14 protein-coding genes are annotated in these 14,904 nt (G+C 61.2%); 10 read left to right on the forward strand and 4 right to left on the reverse strand.

Going from position 1 to position 14,904, the window contains the following annotated elements; translation table 11 throughout:
* Positions 1 to 82: 82 nt before the first annotated feature.
* From carB to carA, 3 genes are read right to left on the reverse strand one after another with little or no spacing between them, the layout of a single operon-like run.
* Positions 83 to 3,418, reverse strand: a complete 3,336-nt coding sequence (carB, locus tag GRI58_RS08690) for a carbamoyl-phosphate synthase large subunit (RefSeq protein ID WP_160753210.1) — start codon at positions 3,416 to 3,418, stop codon at positions 83 to 85.
* The gene (locus GRI58_RS08695) at positions 3,418 to 4,038 is read right to left on the reverse strand and encodes a carbamoyl-phosphate synthase large subunit (RefSeq protein WP_160753211.1); all 621 of its coding nucleotides are present in this window, start codon (positions 4,036 to 4,038) and stop codon (positions 3,418 to 3,420) included. Before GRI58_RS08695 ends, carB begins: the two co-directional genes overlap by 1 nt.
* Positions 4,035 to 5,231, reverse strand: a complete 1,197-nt coding sequence (gene carA, locus GRI58_RS08700; protein WP_160753212.1) for a glutamine-hydrolyzing carbamoyl-phosphate synthase small subunit — start codon at positions 5,229 to 5,231, stop codon at positions 4,035 to 4,037. The genes GRI58_RS08695 and carA overlap by 4 nt, the downstream gene beginning before the upstream one ends.
* Positions 5,232 to 5,418: 187 nt before the next feature.
* Here carA and GRI58_RS08705 point away from each other — a divergent pair, with 187 nt between their 5' ends.
* The 10 genes from GRI58_RS08705 (at position 5,419) to GRI58_RS08750 (ending at position 14,530) form a co-directional block, all read left to right on the forward strand.
* On the forward strand, positions 5,419 to 5,871 hold the full coding sequence (locus GRI58_RS08705) for a GatB/YqeY domain-containing protein (protein WP_160753213.1): 453 nt from the start codon (positions 5,419 to 5,421) through the stop codon (positions 5,869 to 5,871).
* Positions 5,868 to 6,596, forward strand: coding sequence for a hypothetical protein (locus GRI58_RS08710; RefSeq protein ID WP_160753214.1), 729 nt, complete (start codon positions 5,868 to 5,870; stop codon positions 6,594 to 6,596). Before GRI58_RS08705 ends, GRI58_RS08710 begins: the two co-directional genes overlap by 4 nt.
* Positions 6,597 to 6,671: 75 nt before the next feature.
* On the forward strand, positions 6,672 to 8,561 hold the full coding sequence (gene dnaG, locus GRI58_RS08715) for a DNA primase (protein ID WP_160753215.1): 1,890 nt from the start codon (positions 6,672 to 6,674) through the stop codon (positions 8,559 to 8,561).
* 8 nt (positions 8,562 to 8,569) lie between these two features.
* Positions 8,570 to 10,624 (forward strand): RNA polymerase sigma factor RpoD, encoded by a 2,055-nt coding sequence (gene rpoD / locus GRI58_RS08720; protein ID WP_160753216.1) that lies wholly within the window; start codon positions 8,570 to 8,572, stop codon positions 10,622 to 10,624.
* A 62-nt stretch (positions 10,625 to 10,686) separates the two neighbouring features.
* Entirely contained in the window at positions 10,687 to 11,277 is a 591-nt protein-coding gene (locus tag GRI58_RS08725) for a DUF2059 domain-containing protein (RefSeq protein WP_160753217.1), read from the forward strand.
* A 63-nt stretch (positions 11,278 to 11,340) separates the two neighbouring features.
* Positions 11,341 to 11,805 carry a ribose 5-phosphate isomerase B gene (rpiB, locus tag GRI58_RS08730; protein ID WP_160753404.1) on the forward strand — a complete coding sequence of 155 codons (465 nt, stop codon included), beginning with the start codon at positions 11,341 to 11,343 and terminating at the stop codon, positions 11,803 to 11,805.
* Entirely contained in the window at positions 11,802 to 13,109 is a 1,308-nt protein-coding gene (gene glyA / locus GRI58_RS08735; protein ID WP_160753218.1) for a serine hydroxymethyltransferase, read from the forward strand. Before rpiB ends, glyA begins: the two co-directional genes overlap by 4 nt.
* 5 nt (positions 13,110 to 13,114) lie before the next feature.
* On the forward strand, positions 13,115 to 13,333 hold the full coding sequence (locus GRI58_RS08740) for a hypothetical protein (RefSeq protein ID WP_160753219.1): 219 nt from the start codon (positions 13,115 to 13,117) through the stop codon (positions 13,331 to 13,333).
* An 8-nt stretch (positions 13,334 to 13,341) separates the two neighbouring features.
* Positions 13,342 to 13,806 carry a transcriptional regulator NrdR gene (gene nrdR / locus GRI58_RS08745; RefSeq protein ID WP_160753220.1) on the forward strand — a complete coding sequence of 155 codons (465 nt, stop codon included), beginning with the start codon at positions 13,342 to 13,344 and terminating at the stop codon, positions 13,804 to 13,806.
* Positions 13,799 to 14,530: an RNA methyltransferase gene (locus tag GRI58_RS08750; protein ID WP_160753221.1), complete on the forward strand. Its 732-nt coding sequence runs from the start codon at positions 13,799 to 13,801 to the stop codon at positions 14,528 to 14,530. Before nrdR ends, GRI58_RS08750 begins: the two co-directional genes overlap by 8 nt.
* Here GRI58_RS08750 and GRI58_RS08755 read toward each other — a convergent pair.
* The gene (locus GRI58_RS08755; RefSeq protein ID WP_160753222.1) at positions 14,520 to 14,834 is read right to left on the reverse strand and encodes a chorismate mutase; all 315 of its coding nucleotides are present in this window, start codon (positions 14,832 to 14,834) and stop codon (positions 14,520 to 14,522) included. The genes GRI58_RS08750 and GRI58_RS08755 overlap by 11 nt on opposite strands.
* Positions 14,835 to 14,904: the final 70 nt, after the last annotated feature.

Genomic DNA, 14,904 nt, shown 5'->3' on the forward strand with positions numbered 1-14,904 from the left:
CCTCCCGGGCAATTCGCCGCCGGGCCGCTTCACGAGCAGCGCCGATCAGGCAGAATGTCGGGAGTGAGTGTTAATCTGGTTGTCAGCTATAATAGTCTTGCAATGAACGCACTTCAAGCTGGCTTGGCGCAACGTCCACGATTGCCCTGGCTGCAGCGACCGATCCTGCAGCGGTTGTGTAGTAAGGCAACTTCTTTTCGAGCGCTGATGCCCGGATCGATTGCGAGTCGAGCAACGACTGCCAGCCCTCAGTGGTGTTGAAGATCAGCGCAATCTCGCCATCGATGATCGCATCGACGATGTGTGGACGCCCCTCGGCAACCTTGTTGACGCGCGTAACGGATAAGCCGCGCTCCTCAAGATATTTTGCCGTCCCCCCGGTCGCCACGACGGAGAAGCCATAGTCGATCAGTTGGCGCACGGCAGGTTCGATCACCGATTTGTCGCTGTCCTTGACCGATACAAACAACGTGCCTTCGCGCGGCAGTTCCATTCCTACCCCGATCTGAGATTTGAGAAAGGCGGCAGGGAAGCTGCGATCGATCCCCATCACCTCGCCCGTACTTTTCATTTCCGGCGACAGCACCGGATCGGCGCCGGGGAAGCGCGCAAACGGGAAAATCGCTTCCTTTACCGCCATATGATCGGCGGGGACGACGAACGGTTCGAATCCATCAAGCTTTTCGCCAGCCATTACGCGCGCAGCGATCTTGGCCACAGGGCGACCGATGGCTTTGGCCACGAACGGCACGGTGCGGCTCGCGCGCGGGTTAACCTCGATCAGATAGACCTCGGCGCCGTTCTCGCCTTGCTTGACCGCAAACTGGACATTCATCAGCCCGCGCACCTTGAGCGCCACGGCCAGCTCGCCCGCCTGCCGTTCCATCTCGGCCACGACATCATCGGGCAGGCTGTAGGGCGGCAGGGTACAGGCGCTGTCGCCTGAGTGCACACCGGCTTCCTCGATATGCTGCATTACCCCGGCAATGCGTACTTCGCTGCCATCGCTGATCACATCGACATCGCATTCGATCGCATCGCGCAGATACTGGTCGACCAGCACCGGGCTGTCGCCGGACACGTTGACGGCGGTGTTGATGTAATCGTCGAGCTGCGCCTCGCTGTCGACGATTTCCATTGCTCGCCCGCCCAGCACATAAGACGGACGGAGCAGAACCGGATAACCGATAGTGCGGGCCACCGCCGCAGCCTCGTCGCGGCTCTTGGCGATTCCGTTGTCCGGCTGCTTGAGGTTGAGCTGCCGCACCAGCTTGGCAAAGCGTTCCCGGTCCTCGGCCAGGTCGATCGCATCGGGGCTGGTGCCAAGGATCGGAATGCCTTCGCGTTCCAACGCGGCGGCAAGCTTGAGCGGTGTCTGTCCGCCAAGCTGGACGATCACGCCAACCAGCTCGCCTCGGGACTTCTCGACCCGCAGAATCTCGAGCACGTCCTCTTCCGTGAGCGGCTCGAAATACAGCCGGTCCGAGGTGTCGTAATCGGTCGACACAGTCTCCGGGTTGCAATTGACCATGATCGTCTCGAACCCGGCTTCACTCAGCGCGAAGCAGGCGTGCACGCAGCAATAGTCGAATTCGATGCCCTGCCCGATCCGGTTCGGGCCGCCGCCGAGGATCACGATCTTCCTACGGTCACTGGGTTCGGCCTCGTCCTCTGCCTCACCGAAGCTGGGCGCTTCATAGGTTGAATACATATACGGCGTCACCGCTTCGAATTCCGCGGCGCAGCTGTCGATGCGCTTGAAAACGGGCAGCACCCCGAGTTTGTGGCGTAGCTTGCGCACCTCTTCCTCGCTGGTCGCACCAGCCATCGCGCGCAGGGCATCGTGCAGCAGGCCAGAGCGGCGCGCCTGCGTTTCGGCAAGTCCGCCCGCCACACCGACCGAGCGCACCGCAAGCGTTGCGAGGCGTTTGTCGGAGAAACCCATTGCCTTCAGCCGCCGCATCTCTTCGGCCGTATTGGGCAGTCCGTGATGCGCGATCATGCTCTCTTCATAAACGATCGCCTCGATCTGGCGCAGGAACCAAGGGTCGAAGCCGGTGACCGCCTGAATGTCCTCGACGCTCAGCCCTTCCCGGAACGCCTGGGCGATGCGCAGAATGCGGTCGGGCGTCCGCTGCGACAGCGCGGCGGTGATGACATCGCGCGCCTTGCCTTCCAGCTCCGTTACGCGGTTGAACCCGTCAAGTCCGGTTTCCAGCCCGCGCAGCGCCTTCTGCACGCTTTCCTGGAAACAGCGACCGATGGCCATGACCTCGCCCACCGACTTCATCGCGGTGGACAGCTCCGCCTTGGCGCCCTTGAATTTCTCGAAGGCGAAACGCGGAATCTTGGTGACGACGTAATCGATGGTCGGCTCGAAGCTGGCGGGCGTTGCTCCCGTGATCTCATTGGTGATCTCGTCGAGCGTGTAGCCGACCGCCAGTTTCGCCGCGACGCGGGCGATTGGGAAACCCGTGGCCTTAGACGCCAGTGCGGATGAGCGCGACACGCGCGGGTTCATCTCGATCACGATCAGCCGCCCGGTCTTGGGATCGACCGCGAACTGGACATTGGAACCGCCGGTTTCCACCCCGATCTCGCGCAGCACGGCGATGCTGGCCGAGCGCATGATCTGGTATTCCTTGTCGGTCAGCGTCAGCGCCGGAGCGACCGTGATCGAATCCCCGGTGTGGACGCCCATCGGATCGACGTTCTCGATGGCGCAAATGATGATCGCGTTGTCCTTGCGGTCGCGCACCACCTCCATCTCGTATTCTTTCCACCCAAGCAGTGATTCCTCGATCAGAACTTCGGTGGTGGGGCTGGCATCGAGTCCGGAGCGGACGATGTGTTCGAATTCGGCCTTGTTATAGGCAATCCCCCCACCGGTTCCGCCGAGGGTAAAGCTTGGGCGGATAATTGCCGGAAGGCCCGTGTGCTCGAGCACCGCGAAAGCCTCGTCCACCGTGTTCGCGACACCGCTGCGTGCACTTTCCAGCCCGATGGCATCCATCGCCTTGCGGAAGCGCTGGCGGTTTTCGGCCTTGTCGATGGCATCGGCCTTGGCGCCGATCATCTCGACATTGAACTCGGCCAGAACGCCCATTTCTTCCAGCTTCAGCGCGCAGTTGAGCGCGGTCTGCCCGCCCATCGTCGGCAGCAAGGCGTCGGGCCGTTCTTTCTCGATGATCTTGGCGACGATGGCCGGAGTGATCGGTTCGATATAGGTCGCATCCGCCATCTCCGGGTCGGTCATGATCGTGGCCGGGTTGGAGTTGACGAGGATGACACGATAGCCTTCCTCCTTCAGCGCCTTGATCGCCTGCGTCCCGGAATAGTCGAACTCACAGGCCTGGCCGATGATGATCGGGCCGGCGCCGATGACGAGGATGGATTTAATGTCGGTGCGTTTGGGCATCAGGCGCCTTCACTATCGGTTGGATCGGCCATCTGGTCGAGGGGGATTGCGGGAGGGAGATTGATCGCCAACGCAGTATAGCGATGGACGTAGGAGAGGAAGTCGGGCTTGCCGGAAAGCTTGTCATGCACAAACCGGCACTGGCGGCGGATATCGACGATCTCGGCATTCGTGCGCACCGCAAGATAAGTCAGCACGTAATCCTGCGCACGGTCGCGCGTGTGGCCGATCAGGTCGATCCGGCGCACATCGTCACTCCATTGGCGATTGCGGTCGGTATCACGCTCACCCGCTTTGCGACGGCTGCGCTGCTCTTCCTTGACGATGGTATCGAGGTCGAACCCGGCGGTACTGTAAGGGCCGATGGCAGCAGTGACCTTGCAATCCATGCGGCCCGCGACGGGCTGCTTGTCGGTGCCGAACAGCACTGGCCGCCAGAAGCTGACGATTGGGAGGCCCTGCGCCGTCTCAGTTCGTGTCACAGAGCCATCGCCGACGAATACGACGCCGGGAATAAGCTCGGCGGTCTGGCGCTGCGGGGCTTGGGCGACGACTCCGGTTTCCGCGAGCAGAACTGCCCCGATAGCTAATAGATATTTGCCAAGTCGGGTGAGTGTCACCCCAACATCTCCACGAACTTCTCGAACAGGTAGAAGCTGTCCTGCGGGCCGGGGCTCGCTTCTGGGTGGTATTGCACGCCGAACGCCTTCTTGCCGCTGATCGCGATGCCGCAATTGCTACCGTCGAACAGCGAGACGTGGGTTTCCTCCACCCCCTGCGGCAGTCTTGCGTTGTCGATGGCGAAGCCGTGGTTCATGCTCGTGATCTCGACGAGACCGGTGCTCTCACCCCAACCCTCGCCCACCCGCTGGACCGGGTGGTTCGCGCCGCGGTGGCCCTGATGCATCTTGGCGGTGGTCGCGCCCGCGGCGAGACCGAGCATCTGGTGGCCAAGACAGATCCCGAACAGGGGAATATCGCGTTCGAGCAAACCCTTTATCACCGGCACCGCATAACTTCCCGTCGCCGCCGGATCGCCCGGCCCGTTAGAAAGGAACACACCGTCAGGTTTAAGCGCGAGGATATCATCCAGCGATGTCCGCGAAGGCACGACCGTCACCTTCGCCCCGGCCTGCACCAGATTGCGGAAGATATTGTCCTTTGCGCCATAATCGATCGCGACGACATGGGGCTTGTCCGCCCCGCCCTCGGTCTTCCACGAAGCGCGCGCGTACCCCTTGCCGAGCGTCCACTCGCCGCCGCCCCACTCCTCGGGTGCAGAGCGCGTAACCTCGGGCACCAGGTCGAGCCCTTCGAGCCCGCCCCAGCCTGCTGCCTCCAGCTGCAATGCCTTGAGGTCGAACTTCCCATGCGGATCATGCGCAACGACCACATTGGGCGCGCCTTCGAGCCGAACCTTGCGGGTCAGCGCGCGGGTATCGACACCCGAGATACCGATCTTGCCCTGTTCTTTCAGCCAGTCGGAAAACTCCGCCTCGGCACGGAAGTTGGAATGGCGGGTGATGTCCTGCCGCACCACACAGCCGACCGCGCCCAGCCCCTTGCTCTCGACATCCTCTGCATTGGCGCCGACATTGCCGATATGCGGAAAAGTGAAGCACACCACCTGCCCGGCATAGGACGGGTCGGTCATCACTTCCTGATAGCCGGTCATTGCGGTGTTGAAGCACAATTCACCCACCGCCTGACCGCTTGCGCCAAACCCCCTTCCCCAGACCACGCTACCATCGGCAAAGACGATACAACCAGTCGCGCCGGATGGTTGCGCGTGCGAAGAGGCGGACCGGGCCATTGGGCACTCCGTATCAAAAGGACTCAGCGATGTGTGCTAAGGCACGGCGGCTAGAGCGCAGAGGCCGCCGCGTCAACAGCGCAACAGGCGATCGGCACAGATCATGCGACGAACCCTTGGCTTTACGGCCCGTGTGTCTATTTAGGAGGCCAACGCCAAGTTCACTCTTTCTCCCAGCGGAAACATAATGATCAGGGATACAATCAAGACCGAAACCATCGCTGCCATGAAGGCAGGCGACAAGGACCGCACGGCAACGCTCAGGCTGATCGGTGCAAAAATCAAGGATCGCGATATCGAGCTGCGGACGACCGACGCAAAGCCGGAAGACGATGCGCTGGTCACCGATGTGCTGGTGAAGATGGCCAAGCAGCGCCGCGAGTCGATCACTATGTATGACGATGGCGGCCGCACCGAACTGGCCGATCAGGAACGGCGCGAGCTTGCTGTGATCGAGGAATTTCTCCCCAAGCAGATGAGTGAGGAGGAAACCCGCGCAGCGATCGCAGCGATCAAGGCCGACCTCGGCGCAGACGGCATGAAAGACATGGGCCGCGTGATGGGCGCACTCAAGGAAAAGCACGGCGCGAGCCTCGATATGAGCCGTGCCAGCGGTTGGGTGAAGGAGGCGCTCTCGTGAAGCGTCTGGCGCTCTTTGCGCCGCTGATCCTTGCCGGCTGCTCGTCCCAGCCTGCACCGACACAAACGCCGAGCGCGACACCAACGGTTGCGGCACCGCGCACACTGGTGGCTGCCGACTACGATCACAGCGCTCTGGGCGCGAAGATCGATCTCGGCATCGCACCCGATGAGGAACTTCCGATCAAGGATGCGCAGGGTAAGCAGATAGCGACCCTGCTCGCTTCTGTCGCATGTCCGCAGGATTCAACGCAGTGCGTGCCCAAGGATATGCCCAAGGGCACGGTCTACACCTATCTGTTGACGATCACTCCCACTCCGCCTTCGCTTGGTTCCCCAGAGCCGATCGCTCCTTTGGAAACGGGCGCTGCGAGCACCACACCGCGCGCAGAGAACCCACCGGTGCTGTTCCGCCTGACGCGCGCTGCCACTGGTTTCAACGGCGCGGTAGGCTATTCGCATAGCCAAGCGCTTGATGCTCTTGGCTCCGAGGACGCGATTACCGTCAATTACGATACCGACGAGATCATCTGGCGGGTGACCGATGGTTCTGGCTGGGAAGCGGGAATGCCGATCACATTCTGGTGGCAATCGACAGTGCCACCCACTGGCACAGCGAAGGCCTATCACCTCGAAATCGGCGGACATAGCGCCGTTGTCGATGCGCCATTCCCACCGCCACAGGCAGCGAGCGGTACAAAAAAGGACGCTGCCAAAAAGCAATAGGCTGGCTGGCGGGGTTCGAGGTAAACGAGCCAGCCCGACGCTTGCCCAATATGCTGCTTAGCGTAGACTGACGATATGGCGCTTTCTCCTCAATGGCTGGATCAGCTCAGGAGCCGTATCACCCTGTCGGCGGTGATCGGGCGGAACGTGCGCCTTCAGAAGGCAGGCCGGGAGTTCAAGGCATGCTGCCCGTTCCATGACGAAAAGTCCCCCAGCTTCACGGTCAACGACGCAAAGGGATTTTACCACTGCTTCGGTTGCGGGGCGCATGGCGATGCGATTCGCTGGCTGACCGATCACCAGGGCATGGGCTTCATGGATGCGGTGAAGGAACTCGCTGCCGAGGCGGGCCTGGACGTGCCTGCACCCGATCCGCGTGTCGCCCGCCAGGCGGAAAAGCGTGCGAGTCTGCATGATGTGACCGCCGCGGCGCAGGAATGGTTCGTCGGCAATCTGCGCTCCGCCGATGGCGCGACCGCGCGCTCCTATCTCGAACGGCGCGGCATCACGGATGCGACGATCCGCGAATTCGGCTTCGGCTTCGCACCTGACAATCGGCAAGCGCTCAAACCCGCTCTTTCGCAGTTCGAGGAGCCGATGCTGGTCGAATCCGGAATGCGGATCGCGGTTGACGACAAGGAGCCCTACGACCGCTTTCGTGGGCGGCTGATGCTGCCCATTCAGGATGCGCGCGGGCGAGTTATCGCTTTCGGCGGGCGTATCCTCGATGCCGATGGCAATGGCCCGAAATACCTCAATTCGCCCGACACGCCGTTGTTCGACAAGGGCCGCACTCTCTACAACCTCCATCGCGCTGCGCCTGCCGCGCGCAAGTCCGGCCGGATCGTGGTGGTTGAAGGCTATATGGACGTTGTCGCACTGGCGCAGGCGGGCATTGCCGAGGCCGTCGCACCGCTGGGGACTGCACTGACCGAACACCAGCTCGATCTGCTATGGCGGCAGGTCGAACGACCGATCCTGTGCTTCGATGGCGATGCAGCGGGCCAGCGCGCAGCCATGCGCGCGATCGAGCGGGCATTGCCGCTGCTACGCCCGGCCCATTCGCTCGGCATTGTACAGCTTCCAGCAGGCGTGGACCCTGACGATCTGATCCGTGAGCAAGGGGCAGTTGCGATCGAGCGCCTGCTCTCCGAACCGATGAGCCTGCTCGACGCGCTGTGGCATTTCGAGCGCGATGCACAACCGCTCGCTTCGCCCGAGGCCAAAGCTGGTTTGAAAGCACGCCTGATGGATCATACCGACACCATCGAACATCCCGATATCAAAGCCTTGTATCGCCGTGAATTGCTTGAGCGTTTTTCGGCCTTTGCATTTCCTCCTCGAGAACGAAAACCGTGGCAACCTTCTCAGCGACGTGGCGGCACCACAGCAGATATATCCGCTCTTTCCACCGATGCCGCTGCAAGGTTGCGACGCGCAATCGAAGGTGGTTCGCGTGACGGGTTTACCTTCGCGGTGCTGAGCGGACTTGCGCGACTGCCCGATCAGGTCGCGCGGCACGAGGAAGCTCTCATAAAGCTTGCAAGGCGAGACAGAAATATCGCACCGGCAATCGATTCGTTGATTGAAGCATCCGAATCGCTTGATTCACGCGACAGTTCGCCCATATCGATGGAATTCGGCCTTCCCGCCCCACCGGAGAAATCCCATTTCGCCTTCCTTGATGAAGGCACCGACCCGGGTGATGCGCGCGAGGAACTGGCTGAAGCCGTGTCGTTGCTGGTCGAAAGACCGGCGCTTGAGGCTGCGCTGGTTGCAGCCACAAAGCGTTTCGAGCGCGATCCGGAAGGCTCCATCGCTGAACAGGGCAGGTTGCGCGAGCGGCTTCTCGCCCTAAATGAAAGGGTGAAGCTTTTTGGACGCAGCCGTGCCGCCATGGCTCGCCCTGCAAATTTAACGCATACGGCGGATACTGTCCCCGCCGATGCCGCTGAAACGGAATGACTCGACTGATGGCCACCAATTCCAATACTGCCGAAACGGACGACGCGCCGCTGATCGACCTCAACGAGGCATCGGTCAAGAAGCTCATCGCCAAGGCAAAAAAGAAGGGGTACGTCACCTATGACGAGCTCAACAATGCCCTGCCGCAGGGCGAGATGAGCTCCGACCAGATCGAGGATATCCAGTCCGCGCTGTCCGACATGGGCGTGCAGATCGTCGAGAACGACGAGGAAGCCGAAGCTGAAAGCGAGCCCGACGGCGAAGTTGACGAGATCGGCGGCTCGAGCGACGACGATGATGGCTCGGGCAGCGAGAAGGCGTCCGCTCGCAAGCCCACTCCTACAGCTGCCAAGAAAACCTCAACCGGCGATAGGACCGACGACCCGGTTCGGATGTACCTGCGCGAAATGGGCGCGGTCGAATTGCTCAGCCGCGAAGGCGAAATCGCCATCGCCAAGCGGATCGAGGCCGGGCGCGACATGATGATCATGGGATTGTGCGAAAGCCCGATCACTTTTCATGCCATCATCCACTGGTCCGAGGCGCTCAACGACGGCGAGATGCAGCTGCGCGAGATTCTCGATCTCGACGCGATGCTTTCCAAGGAGCCTCCGGCCGACAAGCTTGCCGACGATGCCGAGGAGGATGACGATGACGGCGAGATCTCGGAAGAGACCGCCGGTCCGACCATTCGTGACGACGATGAGGACGAGGACGAGGATGACAGCTCGGACGACAACGAGGACGGCGAAGAGGGTAGCTCGCGGCGCCGCGATGATGACGAGGAAGAAGACAACACCATGTCGCTCGCGCAGATGGAGGCGGCACTCAAGCCCGACGCCATCGAACGCTTTGCGCGTATAACCGACCTGTTCGGCAAGTTCGAAAAGCAGCAGGCAGAGCGCGTGGACGTGCTGGGCCGTGGTGACGCTTATCCGGCAGCCAAGGAAAAGAAATACGAGGAGCTGCGCGAACAGCTCACCGCAGAGGTTGAAAGCGTCCAGTTCCATGCGACCAAGATCGAATTCCTGGTCGACAACCTCTATGCCTTCAACCGTCGCCTGACCGCTCTGGGCGGCCAGATGCTGCGCCTTGCCGAACGTCACAAGATCAAGCGGATGGATTTCCTCGATGCCTATATCGGCAACGAGATGGACGACAGCTGGCTGACTGATCGGGTGAAGAAGGACAAGAAGTGGGCTGCCTTCGCCGACAAGGAAGCTGACGCGATCGAACGCATCCGTCAGGAAATTTCCGACATCGGCGCGCAAACCGGCATGGCGCTCCCAGAGTTTCGCCGCATCGTCAACATGGTACAGAAGGGTGAGCGCGAAGCGCGCATCGCCAAGAAGGAAATGGTCGAGGCGAACCTGCGTCTGGTGATCTCTATCGCCAAGAAATACACCAATCGCGGCCTGCAATTCCTCGATCTGATCCAGGAAGGTAATATCGGCCTGATGAAGGCGGTCGACAAGTTCGAATACCGCCGCGGTTACAAGTTCAGCACCTATGCGACGTGGTGGATCCGGCAGGCGATCACCCGCTCGATCGCCGATCAGGCGCGCACCATCCGTATCCCGGTCCACATGATCGAAACGATCAACAAGCTGGTCCGCACGAGCCGCCAGTTCCTGCACGAGGAAGGCCGCGAACCGACGCCGGAAGAAATGGCCGCGCGTCTGTCCATGCCGCTCGAAAAGGTCCGCAAGGTGATGAAGATCGCCAAGGAGCCGATCTCTCTGGAAACGCCAATCGGCGACGAGGAAGATTCGCACCTCGGCGACTTTATTGAGGACAAAAATGCGATCATCCCAGTGGATGCAGCAATTCAGGCCAACCTGAAGGAAACCGTCACCCGCGTGCTCGCCAGCCTCACCCCGCGCGAGGAGCGCGTGCTGCGGATGCGCTTCGGCATCGGCATGAACACCGACCACACGCTGGAAGAAGTCGGCCAGCAGTTCTCGGTCACGCGCGAACGTATCCGCCAGATCGAAGCAAAGGCATTGCGCAAGCTCAAGCACCCGAGCCGCAGCCGCAAGATGCGGTCTTTCCTCGACCAATAGGCGAATTTCCCCTAGGGCGCGGGCGACACTGAAACTTTGGCCGCATCCCCCAGGAGGTAATATTGTTCCGTAAAACCATGCTCGCTGCCCTCATCGCAACGGCAGCGCCTGTTGCCGCGCACGCACAGGCGGCCCCTGCCACAGCAAATCAGTCCGCCAAGATGCAGGAAGCGAGCGCGATCATCGCGATCATGTTCCCACCTGCGGAGCGCGATCAAAAAATGCATGACATGCTGACCAACATTACCACCCAGATGAAGAACAGTATGGGGCAGTTGGAGAGCGTGGGTGATCCGGGCCTTAAGGCCATTATCGATCGCTTCGTCGATAACGTGCCGGACAAGCTGATGCCGACGGTCCAGAAGTATTTCCCATCCATGTTGGAAGCGCAGGCAGAAGCCTACACGCATGAATTCTCGCTCGAAGAGCTCAAGCAGATCCACGCCTTTGCGATGACTCCGGCGGGCAAGCATTATTTCAGCAAGATGACCGATTTGCTTAAGGATCCGGCGGTCGCAAAGGCGAATGAGAGGTATTTCGCAGCCCTGCAAGGTCTCCAGCAGCAGGAAGCGATGGAGCTGCGCAAGGAAATCATGGCGTATCTGAAGGCTCATCCAGACGTCGCAAAGAAGCTTGAGGCCGGTCGAAAGTAATCCGTCGCGGATGCTCATCAATGCGGGGTGGCGAGAATCGTCACCCTGCACTATGTGCGCGACATGCGTATTGCCATCGCCTCCGACCACGCCGCTATCGAGCTCAAATCCATCCTGCGCGAGTGGATGATCGAGGAGGGGCATGAAGTCGCCGATCTCGGACCGGACGGCAGCGAGAGCGTCGACTATCCCGATTATGGTTACAAGCTCGCGGAAGTGATCGCCGAAGGAACCGCTGAAGCAGGCGTCGCCCTGTGTGGCTCGGGGATAGGCATTTCCATGGCCGCCAATCGCAACCCCGCGGTGCGCTGCGCGCTGGTGTCGGAGCCGTTGTCCGCCGCACTCGCGCGTGAACACAATGATGCCAATGTTATAGCGATGGGTGCACGCCTCACCGGGCGCGACATGGCCATCGCCTGCCTCGAAGCCTTTCTCACCACCGAATTCGCCGGTGGTCGCCATCAACGTCGGGTCGACAAGCTCGGCACTCCCCCCATCCTCAGCGACAGGATCGAACCCCACCAATGAGCAGCAGGCCCGCAAACGATACCGCGCCGGACGGCTTCTGGACCGACAATCTCGAACAGGCCGACCCTGAAATCTTCGGCGCGATCCGCGATGAACTTGGTCGCCAGCGCAGCAAGATCGAACTGATCGCCAGCGAGAATATCGCCAGCACGGCCGTCCTCGAAGCGGCAGGCAGCGTCTTTACCAACAAATACGCCGAAGGTTATCCGGGCAAACGCTATTACGGCGGATGCGAATATGCCGATGTGGTCGAAACGCTGGCTATTGAGCGCGCCAAACAATTGTTCGGCTGCAACTTCGCCAATGTGCAGCCCAATTCGGGCAGCCAGATGAACCAGGCGGTGTTCCTTGCCCTGCTCCAACCGGGCGACACCTTCATGGGGCTCGACCTCAATTCGGGCGGACACCTGACCCACGGATCGCCTGTCAACATGAGTGGCAAGTGGTTCAATCCCGTCAGCTATGGCGTGCGACAGGACAATGAACTGATCGACATGGACGACGTCATGGCGATCGCCAAGGAACACAAGCCCAAGCTCATTATCGCTGGCGGTACGGCTTATTCGCGGGTGTGGGACTGGGCCGCCTTCCGTAAGGTTGCGGACGAGGTTGGCGCCACTCTGATGGTCGACATGAGCCATATTTCGGGGCTCGTGGCTGGCGGCGCGCACCCCTCGCCCTTCCCGCACGCGCATGTCGTTACCACCACCACGCACAAAAGCCTGCGTGGCCCGCGTTCGGGGGTGATCCTGTGGAACGACGAGCAACTGACCAAGCCGCTCAACATGGCTGTTTTTCCCGGCCTTCAGGGTGGCCCGCTGATGCACATCGTCGCTGCGAAGGCGGTAGCCTTCAAGGAAGCACTCGCGCCCGAATTCAAGCTCTATGCGAAGGCAGTGGTTGACAACGCGCGAACACTCGCTGCCAGCCTCGAGGAAAATGGCCTGCGCGTCGTTTCCGGCGGGACAGACAACCACTCGATGCTGGTGGATCTCTCTGCCAAGGACGTGACCGGCAAGGATGCCGAAAAGGGCCTCGATCGAGCATGGTTGACCTGCAACAAGAACGGCATCCCGTTCGACAAACGCAGCCCATTCGTCACCAGTGGCATTCGCCTCGGTACGCCCGCAGGCACAACGCGCGGTTTCGGCACAGCGGAATTCCGCACTATCGGCAAACTGATCGCCGAAGTCGTAGAAGGGCTTGCCAAGAACGGCGCTGAGGGCGATGGCCAGATCGAAGAAAGCGTGCGTAGTCGGGTCACTGAACTATGCGATCGTTTTCCGGTCTATCCGGGGATGTAAGGCAAATGGACGAGCGTAATCCAAAGCGCAACGACTGGGTCGAGGACGCCAAGGTGGAAATTTCCGGCATGGCCAAGGAGGGTATGAACCACCCTTCGACCAAGCCTGTTCTGGCTGGCGCCGCCATCGGAGCGCTTGCTGGCGCTTTGCTGCCCGTCATCAGCCTGCCTGTCGGCCTGGTGGCTGGCGCAGGCTTTGCGTTCTACAACCGGATCAAGAAGTAAAACCCTGAATGCGCTGCCCTTTCTGTGCCCATGACGATAGCCAGGTAAAGGACAGTCGCCCCACGGAGGACAATGCGGCGATCCGCCGCCGCCGCCAGTGCGGGCGTTGCGGCGCACGCTTTACCACCTTTGAGCGTGTCCAGCTCCGCGAGGTCACGATCATCAAGTCCGAAGGCCGACGAGAAACCTTCGAGCGCACCAAGTTGGAACATTCCGTCGCGCTCGCCTGCCGCAAGCGTGGAGTGAGCGCGGAACAGATCGACCAGCTCGTCAGCGGTATCCAGCGCCAGCTCGAAACGGGCGGCGATGTGGAAGTGCCGTCCAAGAAGATCGGCGAACTGGTGATGGGAGGGCTGCGCCAGCTCGACACCGTCGCCTACATCCGCTTCGCCTCGGTCTATCGGGACTTTAGCGAGGCGCGCGATTTCGAAGAATTCGCGAGCACCGTTCAGGATGCCGCGCGCGATGAGTGACGTAAGCGAGGACACCAAGCCGGTAATCGTGCTCGTGCGCCCGCAGTTGGGCGAAAATATCGGCAAGGCGGCGCGTGCCATGCTCAATTTCGGACTGACCGAAATGCGCTTGGTCGAACCGCGCGATGGCTGGCCCAATCCTGCCGCTGGGCCCGCAGCTTCGGGCGCCGACATCATTCTCGAGCGCGCGCAGGTCTGTTCCAGCACCGCCGAGGCTGTCGCCGATTGCGCTCATGTCTATGCGACAACGGTGCGCAAGCGCGGAGTGACCAAGCCGGTTCTGACGCCCGAGGAAGCTGCGCGGGAGATCCCTGCCCAACCTGGCCGCTCGGCAATCATCTTCGGCCCCGAGCGGTCGGGGTTGGAGACGGAGGATGTCGCGCTGGCACGGGCGATCGTTACCGTGCCGATCAATCCCGATTTCGGTTCGCTCAACCTCGCCCAAGCGGTGATCCTGCTGGCATACGAATGCTCGAAACATGCCGATCTTGTCCAGCCCACGCAGGAAGAGCTGTTACCCCCTGCCCCGCAGGAAGAGCTGGAAGGCTTGATCGCGCATCTCGAAAGTCTTCTGGAACCGCGCGGCTACTTCCGACCTGAAACGCGCCGCGAGGCCACGAGCCGTACCTTGCGCACCGTCCTGACAAAGCCGGCCTGGAATCACCTCGAAGTGCGCACCTTGCGCGGTGTGCTCTCTGCACTGGAACGTCAGATCAAGCCCTGATCCGTCCCCATTCGTCCATTTCATAGGCGATCGATGCTTCGACCAAATCATTCCATATTTGGGCCAACGCATCGGCAGGAAGGCCCCGCTTGTCGGCGTCTCGGCGCGCATTTTCGATGACTTCGGCCTTGCGCCCCTCATCCCGCACCGCGCCACGCTGTTGCTTGATCCTTGCAGCGGCGCGCATATAGCCGAACCGGCGGTCCAGCATCTCCATCAGTGCGCGATCGGTGGCATCCACACCTGCGCGAACCTCAGCCATCGTTGCACAATCGTCTGGAAGTCTGAAATCGGAATCGTTCATGCTGCGCTCCTGCCCGCACACGACGCTCAAGTCGAGCGCCTATCGCATGTCTTGACCTGAAGGCCGAACC

The organism is Qipengyuania algicida, from assembly GCF_009828025.1.
In the GTDB taxonomy this organism is placed as follows: Bacteria; Pseudomonadota; Alphaproteobacteria; order Sphingomonadales; family Sphingomonadaceae; genus Qipengyuania; species Qipengyuania algicida.

Coding starts and splice junctions, on each gene's coding strand:
- carB (WP_160753210.1), bottom strand. CDS start 3,418: ATGCCCAAACGCACCGACATTAAATCCATCCTCGTCATCGGCGCCGGC.
- carA (WP_160753212.1), bottom strand. CDS start 5,231: ATGGCCCGGTCCGCCTCTTCGCACGCGCAACCATCCGGCGCGACTGGT.
- GRI58_RS08705 (WP_160753213.1), top strand. CDS start 5,419: ATGATCAGGGATACAATCAAGACCGAAACCATCGCTGCCATGAAGGCA.
- dnaG (WP_160753215.1), top strand. CDS start 6,672: ATGGCGCTTTCTCCTCAATGGCTGGATCAGCTCAGGAGCCGTATCACC.
- rpoD (WP_160753216.1), top strand. CDS start 8,570: ATGGCCACCAATTCCAATACTGCCGAAACGGACGACGCGCCGCTGATC.
- rpiB (WP_160753404.1), top strand. CDS start 11,341: ATGCGTATTGCCATCGCCTCCGACCACGCCGCTATCGAGCTCAAATCC.
- glyA (WP_160753218.1), top strand. CDS start 11,802: ATGAGCAGCAGGCCCGCAAACGATACCGCGCCGGACGGCTTCTGGACC.
- GRI58_RS08740 (WP_160753219.1), top strand. CDS start 13,115: ATGGACGAGCGTAATCCAAAGCGCAACGACTGGGTCGAGGACGCCAAG.
- nrdR (WP_160753220.1), top strand. CDS start 13,342: ATGCGCTGCCCTTTCTGTGCCCATGACGATAGCCAGGTAAAGGACAGT.
- GRI58_RS08750 (WP_160753221.1), top strand. CDS start 13,799: ATGAGTGACGTAAGCGAGGACACCAAGCCGGTAATCGTGCTCGTGCGC.
- GRI58_RS08755 (WP_160753222.1), bottom strand. CDS start 14,834: ATGAACGATTCCGATTTCAGACTTCCAGACGATTGTGCAACGATGGCT.